Source organism: Arenimonas sp. (genome assembly GCF_019459675.1).
In the GTDB taxonomy this organism is placed as follows: Bacteria; Pseudomonadota; Gammaproteobacteria; order Xanthomonadales; family Xanthomonadaceae; genus Arenimonas.
The window spans coordinates 1-8,111 of record NZ_JAIBFH010000239.1; the positions used below are offsets into that span (position 1 = coordinate 1).

7 protein-coding genes are annotated in these 8,111 nt (G+C 71.5%); 6 read left to right on the forward strand and 1 reads right to left on the reverse strand.

The annotated features are described in order from the left end of the window. The first annotated feature begins 149 nt into the window (after positions 1-149). From nadD to rlmH, 3 genes are read left to right on the forward strand one after another with little or no spacing between them, the layout of a single operon-like run. A complete protein-coding gene (gene nadD, locus K0M70_RS08085; protein ID WP_290781289.1) occupies positions 150-809 on the forward strand; it encodes a nicotinate-nucleotide adenylyltransferase in 660 nt (219 codons plus the stop codon). Positions 810-841: 32 nt separating this feature from the next. Then, entirely contained in the window at positions 842-1,243 is a 402-nt protein-coding gene (gene rsfS / locus K0M70_RS08090) for a ribosome silencing factor (protein ID WP_290781290.1), read from the forward strand. Positions 1,244-1,276: 33 nt separating this feature from the next. Next, positions 1,277-1,747 carry a 23S rRNA (pseudouridine(1915)-N(3))-methyltransferase RlmH gene (gene rlmH, locus K0M70_RS08095; protein ID WP_290781291.1) on the forward strand — a complete coding sequence of 157 codons (471 nt, stop codon included), beginning with the start codon at positions 1,277-1,279 and terminating at the stop codon, positions 1,745-1,747. A 19-nt stretch (positions 1,748-1,766) separates the two neighbouring features. Here the strand turns inward: rlmH and K0M70_RS08100 are convergent, their stop codons facing one another. Next, positions 1,767-3,452: an alkaline phosphatase gene (locus tag K0M70_RS08100; protein WP_290781292.1), complete on the reverse strand. Its 1,686-nt coding sequence runs from the start codon at positions 3,450-3,452 to the stop codon at positions 1,767-1,769. A gap of 91 nt (positions 3,453-3,543) precedes the next feature. Here K0M70_RS08100 and K0M70_RS08105 point away from each other — a divergent pair, with 91 nt between their 5' ends. The 3 genes from K0M70_RS08105 to K0M70_RS08115 form a co-directional block, all read left to right on the forward strand. Further along, the gene (locus K0M70_RS08105; RefSeq protein ID WP_290781293.1) at positions 3,544-4,113 is read left to right on the forward strand and encodes a Maf family protein; all 570 of its coding nucleotides are present in this window, start codon (positions 3,544-3,546) and stop codon (positions 4,111-4,113) included. Positions 4,114-4,142: 29 nt separating this feature from the next. Continuing rightward, complete coding sequence (rng, locus tag K0M70_RS08110) at positions 4,143-5,630, forward strand: ribonuclease G (protein ID WP_290781294.1); 1,488 nt, start codon at positions 4,143-4,145, stop codon at positions 5,628-5,630. Between the two features lie 8 nt (positions 5,631-5,638). Beyond that, positions 5,639-8,111: DUF3971 domain-containing protein (locus K0M70_RS08115; RefSeq protein WP_290781295.1), on the forward strand; the 2,473-nt coding region annotated here is incomplete at its 3' end.

Sequence of the window (8,111 nt, forward strand, 5' to 3'; positions counted from 1 at the left end):
CGGGGGGCGGGGGGGGGGGGTCCGGCGGCCGAATGCGGCCGCATCGACCGCGCGTCCAAGGGCCGCCATTACGGCGACGACGCCTGGCTGATGATCGAACGCCTGCTGGTGGGCATCGCCGACGCCCGGGCGCGCAAGCTGCTGGCCTGATGGCGCTGGCGCTGATCTACGGCGGCACCTTCGACCCGGTTCACGCCGGGCACCTGGCGGTGGCGCGCGCGGCCCGCGACGCGCTGGGAACCGAGGTGGCCTTCCTGCCCGCCGCCGATCCCCCGCATCGCCCGGCGCCCGGCGCCAGCGCGCCGCAGCGCGCCCACATGCTGGAGCTGGCGATCGCCGGCGAGCCGGGGTTTTCGGTCGATCGCCGTGAATTCCACCGCGCCGGCCCGTCCTACACCGCGGACACGCTGGCCGAACTGCGCGCCGAACTCGGCCCCCAGGCGCCGCTGGCCTGGCTGGTGGGCGCCGACGCGTTCCGCGGCCTGCCTGCCTGGCACCGCTGGCAGGCGCTGTTCGAACTGGCCCATTTCGTGGTGGCCGTGCGCCCGGGCCACGGCCTGGACGCGCTGCCGGCCGCCCTGGCCCAGGCCTGCGCCGGCCGCTGGCGCACCGGCCCCGGGGCGCTGGCCCAACGCCCCGCGGGCGGCCTGCTGCGGCTGGAAATGCCCCTGCACCCGGCGTCGGCCACCGAACTGCGGCGCCGGCTGCGGGCCGGAGAGCCGCACGGCGGCTGGCTGGCGGCCCCGGTGGCCGACTACATCCGGGGCCAGGGCCTGTACCGGGGCGGTACAGCGCCGGCCGGCGTATAATGCAGGCCGTCTTTCCCGAACCGAGTGCCGCGTTGACCACCCAAGCCCACGTCATCAAGACCCAGATGCCCGACCCGGCCCCGTCGCCGGAGGCAATCCTCAAGCAGGTGCACCTGGCGCTGGAGGACATGAAGGCCAAGGACACCGTCGAAATCGACGTGCGCGGCAAGACCAGCATCGCCGACTACCTCGTGGTGGTGTCCGGTACGTCCACCCGCCACGTGAAATCGGTGGCCGACGAAGTGGTTCGCTTCGCCAAGAAAGTGGGCGTGATGCCGCTGGGCGTGGAAGGCGAGCGCGAAGCCGAATGGGTGCTGGTGGACCTGGGCGACGTGATCGTGCACGTGATGCTGCCGCGCGTTCGCGAGTACTACGCGCTTGAGCGCCTGTGGACCGTCGGCGACCAGCCGCCGGAATCCTCCGCTTCCGATTGATTCGGTGGGGCACGCCTTGTCGATGGGCCAGCGATGAAAGCCAGGCTTGTCGCCGTCGGTGAACGCGCGCCCGACTGGGTGGCCACGGGCTTTTCCGAATACCAGAAGCGTCTGTCGCACTGGCTGCCCCTGGAACTGGTGGAAGTAACGCCCGGCCTGCGCGGCAAGGGCCGCGACGCCGCGCGCGCGATGTCCGAGGAAGGCGTGCGCGTGCTGGCTGCGGTGCCGCGCGGTGCGCTGGTGGTGAGCCTGGACGGCCGCGGCAAGGCCTGGTCGTCCGAACAGCTGGGCCAGCGGCTGGAGCACTGGCGCCAGCAGGGCCGCGACCTGGCGTTCCTGATCGGCGGCCCCGAGGGCCACGCGCCCGAAGTGATGGCGGCGGCGGACGAAAGCTGGTCGCTGGGTCCGCTGACCTTGCCGCACATGATCGTGCGGCTGGTGCTGGCCGAACAGCTCTACCGCGCCGCAAGCCTGCTGGCCAACCACCCCTACCACCGCGCCTGAGCACGGCGCCGGAACGGCGTCAGCGGGGCGCGGCCACGCGCAGGCGATCGCGCAAGGGCAGGCCGGTGGCGCGGCCGCTGCGGCAGGGCGACAGCCGGCACAGTTCGGCGCGCAGTGCGGGCTGTGCCTGCACCATCAGGTGGAAGAGCACGTTCTGTTCCATCGTGCCGCGCACGCCCTGCGCGCCCGGGCCGCTGGCCCACAGGCCGACGTCGTCGCCGCCGTGGGACTCGCTCGCCAGCGGGTAGGCGCTGGCCTGCAGGTAGTCCGGATGGGTCGTGTCCACGTTGGCCAGGTCCGGTCGCGTCGTCGCCATTTCATAGCCCGACGCCTTGTGCTCGTGGCGCTTGGGCCCGGCCGGCTGCTGCGCGCTGGCGCCGTGGTAGCCGGGTCCGTTGGCGTACATCAGCGTGGTGTAGGGCAGGCCGGTGGCGTCGCGTGCCAGTCCCGGCTGGCTGTCTTCAGAACTCAGGCCCACCACCTTGCCCAGGATCGGGTTGCCGCGCACCGGGTAGCCGGCGAAGCTGAGCGTGTGCGAATGGTCGGCCGTGACGATCACCAGCGTGTCGCGCGGATCGGTTTGCGCCATCACCAACGCCACCGCTTCCGCCATCGCCACCGTGTCGGTCAGCGCGCGGTGGGCGTTGCCTTCGTGGTGGGCGTGGTCGATGCGCCCGCCCTCGACCACCAGCACGAAGCCCTGGCGATGGCGCTTGAGCACCTTCAGCGCGGCGCCCGTCAGCTCGGCCAGGCTGGGTTCACCGGCCCGGTCGCGGGGGCGGTCGTGCTCGAACTTCATGTGGTCGGGCTCGAACAGCCCGAGCAGGCGGGGCGTGTTGGCAAGGTCCAGGGCCTGCAGCTGCGCGGCATTCCACACCAGGCGCCCGTCGGGGTGGCGCGCCGTCCATTCGGCCATCAGGTCGCGGCCATCCAGGCGGCGGCCCGGGAACTCCGGATACTCCGGGTCGACGCCGGAGGCCGGCAGGAATTCCCGGCGACCGCCGCCCAGCGCCACTTCGATGCCGTCGCCCACCTCGAATTCGACGAACTGCCGCGCGATGTCGCGGCAGCCCTGGGCCACCGCCTCGGCGGGCAGGTCCACGTCGCTCTCCCAGTTCCGATCGGGCGACCTGGCGTACAGCGCGGCCGGGGTGGCGTGGGTGAGCCGGGTGGACGTGACGATGCCGGTGGCCAGCCCCGCCGATTCGGCCAGTTCGATCATCGACACCAGCCCATGGCCGGGCGCGGCCGCGCAGTCGCCGCGCCGCACCTCGGGACCCAGGCCCAGCACGCCGATGCGGTTCTTCACGCCCGTGGCCATGGCGGTCATTGTGCCGGCCGAGTCCGGCGTCTGGCTGTCGGTGTTGTAGGTCTTGGCGAAGGCCGTGTGCTCAAAGCGCTCGAACGCCAGCAGGTTTTCTTCGCCCGGCTGGCCGCGCCGCTGGCCCTCGAGGATCCGGGCGGCGGCCACCGTGGTCAGGCTCATGCCGTCGCCGACGAAAAGAACGAGGTTGCGGGCCTGCGCACGTCCGTCGTCGCGCTGTGCGGCGGCCTCGGCACCCCGGCCAAACCAGCCGACGGAGGTGTCCGGGGCGACCACGACGGGGGAAGCGTCGAATCGCGGCGCGGCGGGGCGCGTCTGCGCCGGCGTGCAGGCACTCGTCGCCAGGGTGGCGGCGAAGGCCAGGAAGAGGGTGCTTTTCATGGTGGCTCCAGGCGACCTTCGAGCATCCCCGGTTTATCTTGCAGCCAGATGAAAGCTGCCGGCCGACCCCCTGTCCCGCTATGCTTGGGACATGCTCTATCTCGCTTCGCAATCGCCCCGTCGCCGTGAACTGCTGGCCCTGCTGGGCCTGCCGTTCGGCCTGCTTGACGTGGACGTTCCCGAACAGCGCCTGCCCGGTGAACCGCCGGAAACCTACGTCAGCCGGGTCGCGCGCGAAAAGGCCGGCGCGGGCCTGCTGGCCGTCGTCGGCGCGCCGGGTGCCGTCGTGCTGGGCGCCGACACCGAAGTGATCCTGGGCGACACGGTGTTCGGCAAGCCGGCCGACGCCGACGAGGCCGCGCGCATGCTGTCGCTGCTGTCGGGACGCGCGCACCGCGTGGTTTCCACGCTGTGGCTGGTGGACGCCGGGCGCGAAGCCCACGCCACCTGCGCAAGCGAGGTCCATTTCGCCGAACTGACCCCCGCCCAGATCCAGGCCTACATCGCCACCGGCGAATGTTTCGGCAAGGCCGGCGCGTATGCCATCCAGGGGCGCGCGGCCGCCTATGTCTCCCACCTGTCCGGAAGCCATTCGGGCGTGATGGGACTTCCCCTGCACGAAACTGCGCGCCTGCTGCGTGGTTTCGGCCTGTTCGACTGATCGCGCGCGATCCGCCCCGGGGTGACACCGTGTCCGAAGAAATACTGATCAACGTCACCCCGCGCGAAACCCGCGTGGCGGTGGTCGAGAACGGCATGCTGCAGGAGCTGCACATCGAGCGCGCTTCGCGCCGTGGCGTGGTCGGCAACATCTACAAGGGCCGCGTGCAGCGGGTGATGCCGGGCATGCAGGCGGCGTTCGTTGAAATCGGCCTGGACCGCGCCGCGTTCCTGCATGCGTCCGACATCCTCAAGCTGCCGCTGGTGCCCGCGGGCGAGGGCGAAGAGCCACCGCCGGCGCCGACCGGTCCACCGCCGTCGATCAATTCGCTGGTGCAGGAAGGCCAGGAAATCGTGGTGCAGGTGGTGAAGGACCCGATCGGCGGCAAGGGCGCGCGCCTGACCACGCAGATATCCATCCCGTCGCGCTACCTGGTGTTCCTGCCGCACTCGCGCGTGCTGGGCGTGTCGGCGCGCATCGAGGACGAGACCGAGCGTGCGCGCCTCAAGACGCTGATGGCCACGCTGGCCAATGGGTCCGGCCAGGGCTACATCGTGCGCACCAACGCCGAGGGCCAGCCCGACGAAGCGCTGGCCGAGGACGTGGGCTACCTGCGCCGCGCCTGGGACGTGATCAAGGCGGCCAGCGCCAGCAGCAAGGTTGGCCAGCGCATCTACGAAGACCTGCCGCTGCCGCTGCGCGCGGTGCGCGACCTGATGCGCAAGGAAGTGGACCAGGTGCGGGTGGATTCGCGCGAGGCGTTCGAGCGCCTGAGCGCGTTCGCGCACCAGTTCATGCCGGCGCTGGCCGAGCGCATCGAACACTACTCGGGTGAACGGCCGATCTTCGACCTGTACGGCGTGGAGGACGAAATACTGCGCGCGATGCAGAAGCAGGTGCCGCTGAAGTCGGGCGGCCACCTGATCATCGACCAGACCGAGGCCATGGCCACGGTGGACGTGAACACCGGTTCGTTCCTGGGCCAGCGCAACCTGGAAGAAACGGTGTACCGCACCAACCTCGAGGCCGCGCAGGCGGTGGCGCGCCAGCTGCGGCTGCGCAACCTGGGCGGCATCATCATCATCGACTTCATCGACATGACCGACGACGAGCACCGGCGCCAGGTGCTGCGCACGCTGGAGAAGGGCCTGGCGCACGACCACGCGCGCACGTCGGTTTACGAGTTCTCGCCGCTGGGCCTGGTCGAAATGACGCGCAAGCGCACCACCGAAAGCCTGGAACGCCAGCTGTGCGAACCCTGCCATGAGTGCGGTGGCCGCGGCACGCTCAAGACCGCCGAAACGCTGACCTACGAAATCTTCCGCGAGATCACCCGCGCCGTGCGCCAGTTCGAGGCCACCCAGCTGCTGGTGATCGCTTCGCCAAAAGTGGTGGGCAAGATCACCGAGGAAGAGTCGGCGGCGGTGGCCGAGCTGGAGGAATTCCTGGGCAAGTCCATCCGCTTCCAGGCCGACGAGCAGTATGCGCAGGAGCAATACGACGTGGTGCTGCTTTAAGCACCCGGATGTCGAGCCCGCTGCGCCGCCGGATCCGCCACGCCCGCCGTTTCGTCGGCTATGGCCTGTTGGTTGTGCTGATCCTGGCGGCCGCCGCGGTGGGCGTAGTGAACCAGATGCTGCCGCTGGTGGAGCGCAATCCCGACAAGGTGGCCGCCTGGCTGACCCAGCGCGTGGGACAGCCGGTGGCCTTCACCCATGCCCGCGGTGAATGGACGCGGCGTGGCCCGCGTTTCATCCTTGACGACCTGCGCATCGGCGAAGGCGAGCGGCTGCTCGACATCGGCCGCGCCGAGCTGCTGGTGGCGGTGTATTCGGGCCTGTTGCCGGGCGCGCCGCTGACCGAACTGAAAGTGCGCGACCTGTCGCTGGCGCTCGAGCAGGGCGACGACCGTCGCTGGCGCATGGTGGGCCTGCCGTTCCAGCCGCTGCCGGGCGTGGATCCGCTGGACACGCTGGAGGCCCTGGGCGAACTGCAGATCGAACGCGCGCGGCTGGTGGTGCGTTCGCCGGCGTTCCAGCGTGAACTTTCGCTGCCGCGGGTGGACCTGCGCCTGCGCGTGGACGGCGCGCGCCTGAAGGCCGGCGTGCAGGCCTGGGCCCTCACCGGCGGCACGCCGATGACCGCCGTGGTGGACCTGGATCGCGGCACGTGGTCGGGCCAGCTGTGGGCGGGCGGCAAGACGCTGCGGCTGGACGATTGGTCGCCGCTGCTGGCCGACACCGGCATCGTGGTGGCGGGCTTGGGCAGCGTGGACCTGTGGGCGCGCATCGACGCCCAGCGCATCATGGACGTGCGCAGCCGCGCCGAGTTCGCGCCCATCGCGTTCGGGGCACGCACGCCGTGGCGCACCAAGCCCGACGGCACGCTGGACTCGCCGCCGGTGGCGTTCGAGCGGGCCGACCTGCTGGCGCGCTGGCAGGTGGACGCCAACGGCTGGCAGCTGCACGCGCCCGAACTTCATTTCCACGAAAGCGGGCGGCGCGAACCGCGCAGCTTCGACGGCCTGTGGCTGGCCGGCGGCAAACGCTTCGCGCTGCAGGCGCCGCGCATGGACTTGGCGCCGGCACGCGCGCTGGCGACGCTGAGTCCGGCGGTGCCGGTGGGCTTGCGCGAGTGGCTGCGCGAAGCCGCACCCGACGGCGAACTGCGCCAGGTGCGCATCGAGGGCGAGGGCGACGTGTGGGCCGGCTCGGCCGCACTGGACGCCGTGGGCTGGCGGCCTTACGGCAAGCGGCCCGGCGTGCGCGGGCTGGCCGGCACGGCGGCCTTTGACCAGTCCGGCGGCGTGTTCCGCCTGGGCAGCGAGCCGGTACGACTGGACTGGCCCAGCTTCCGGCAGCCCCTGGACCTGCGGCTGGCCGGCACGCTGGGCTGGTGGCGCAGCGGCGGGCTGTGGACCGCCGGCTCCAGCGGCCTTCGCATCCGCGGCGACGACTTCGGCCTGCTGGCGCGCGCCGAGCTGCATTTCCCGGGGCGCGGCGGCAAGCCGCGGCTCGACCTGGCCGCCGAAGTGGATCCGTTCACGGTGCAGGCCGCCAAGCAATTCTGGGTGGTGGACAAGATGCCGCCCGCCACCATCGACTGGCTGGACAACGCCCTGCAGGCGGGCACGGTGCAGCAGGGCCGCGCGGCGCTGGGCGGAGAACTGACCGATTGGCCGTTCCGCGAAGGACAGGGCCGCTTCGACGCCCGCGCGCGTCTGGACCAGGCTCAGGTGGACTTCAACCCCGAGTGGCCCGTGGCTGAAGCGCTGGACCTGGACGTGGGCTTCGACGGCCCGGGCATGACGCTGGACGGCACCGGCAGCATCCTCGGCAACCGCGTGGGTCGCGTGGTGGGCGGCATCGCCGATTTCCGCGATCCGCGGCTGCGGCTGGACATCGACGCCGCCGGCCGCGGTGAGTCGCTGCAGGCGCTGATGCTGGCCAGCCCGCTGCGTGCGCGCTACGAAGAACACCTGCTCAACGCCCGCATCGGCGGCCCAGCCACCGTGGCGCTGGAGCTCGACCTGCCGCTGGCTGCGCGCCTGGGCGGTCGACGGATCGAAGGCAGCATCGACCTGGCCGACGCCAGCCTGTCCGATCCGCGCTGGGGCATCGCGTTCACCCAGGTGGAGGGCCGCACGCGCTTCAGCGACCGCGGCTTCGCGGCCGAGGACCTGCAGGTGAGCTTCGAAGGCGAGCCCGCGAAATTCAACCTGTTCGTCGGCGACGGCTACACCGGCAGTCCGTCGCTGGCGGCGCGCGCCACGCTGGAAGGTCGCTTCCCGCCGCAGGTGCTGCTGGCGCGGCATCCGCCGCTGGCCTGGCTCAACGACTGGCTGGCGGGCAGCAGCGACTGGCGGCTTTCGCTGCAGGTGCCGCAGCCGCGTGTCGGGGAAGGTGGAGCCCAGCAGGCCAAGCTGCGCCACGCGCAGGTCCACGGCGCGCAGGCCGCCGGTGCCGTCACCCTTGGCGGCGAAGGCGATCCAGCCGGCG

Coding starts and splice junctions, on each gene's coding strand:
- rlmH (WP_290781291.1), top strand. CDS start 1,277: ATGAAAGCCAGGCTTGTCGCCGTCGGTGAACGCGCGCCCGACTGGGTG.
- K0M70_RS08105 (WP_290781293.1), top strand. CDS start 3,544: ATGCTCTATCTCGCTTCGCAATCGCCCCGTCGCCGTGAACTGCTGGCC.
- K0M70_RS08100 (WP_290781292.1), bottom strand. CDS start 3,452: ATGAAAAGCACCCTCTTCCTGGCCTTCGCCGCCACCCTGGCGACGAGT.
- nadD (WP_290781289.1), top strand. CDS start 150: ATGGCGCTGGCGCTGATCTACGGCGGCACCTTCGACCCGGTTCACGCC.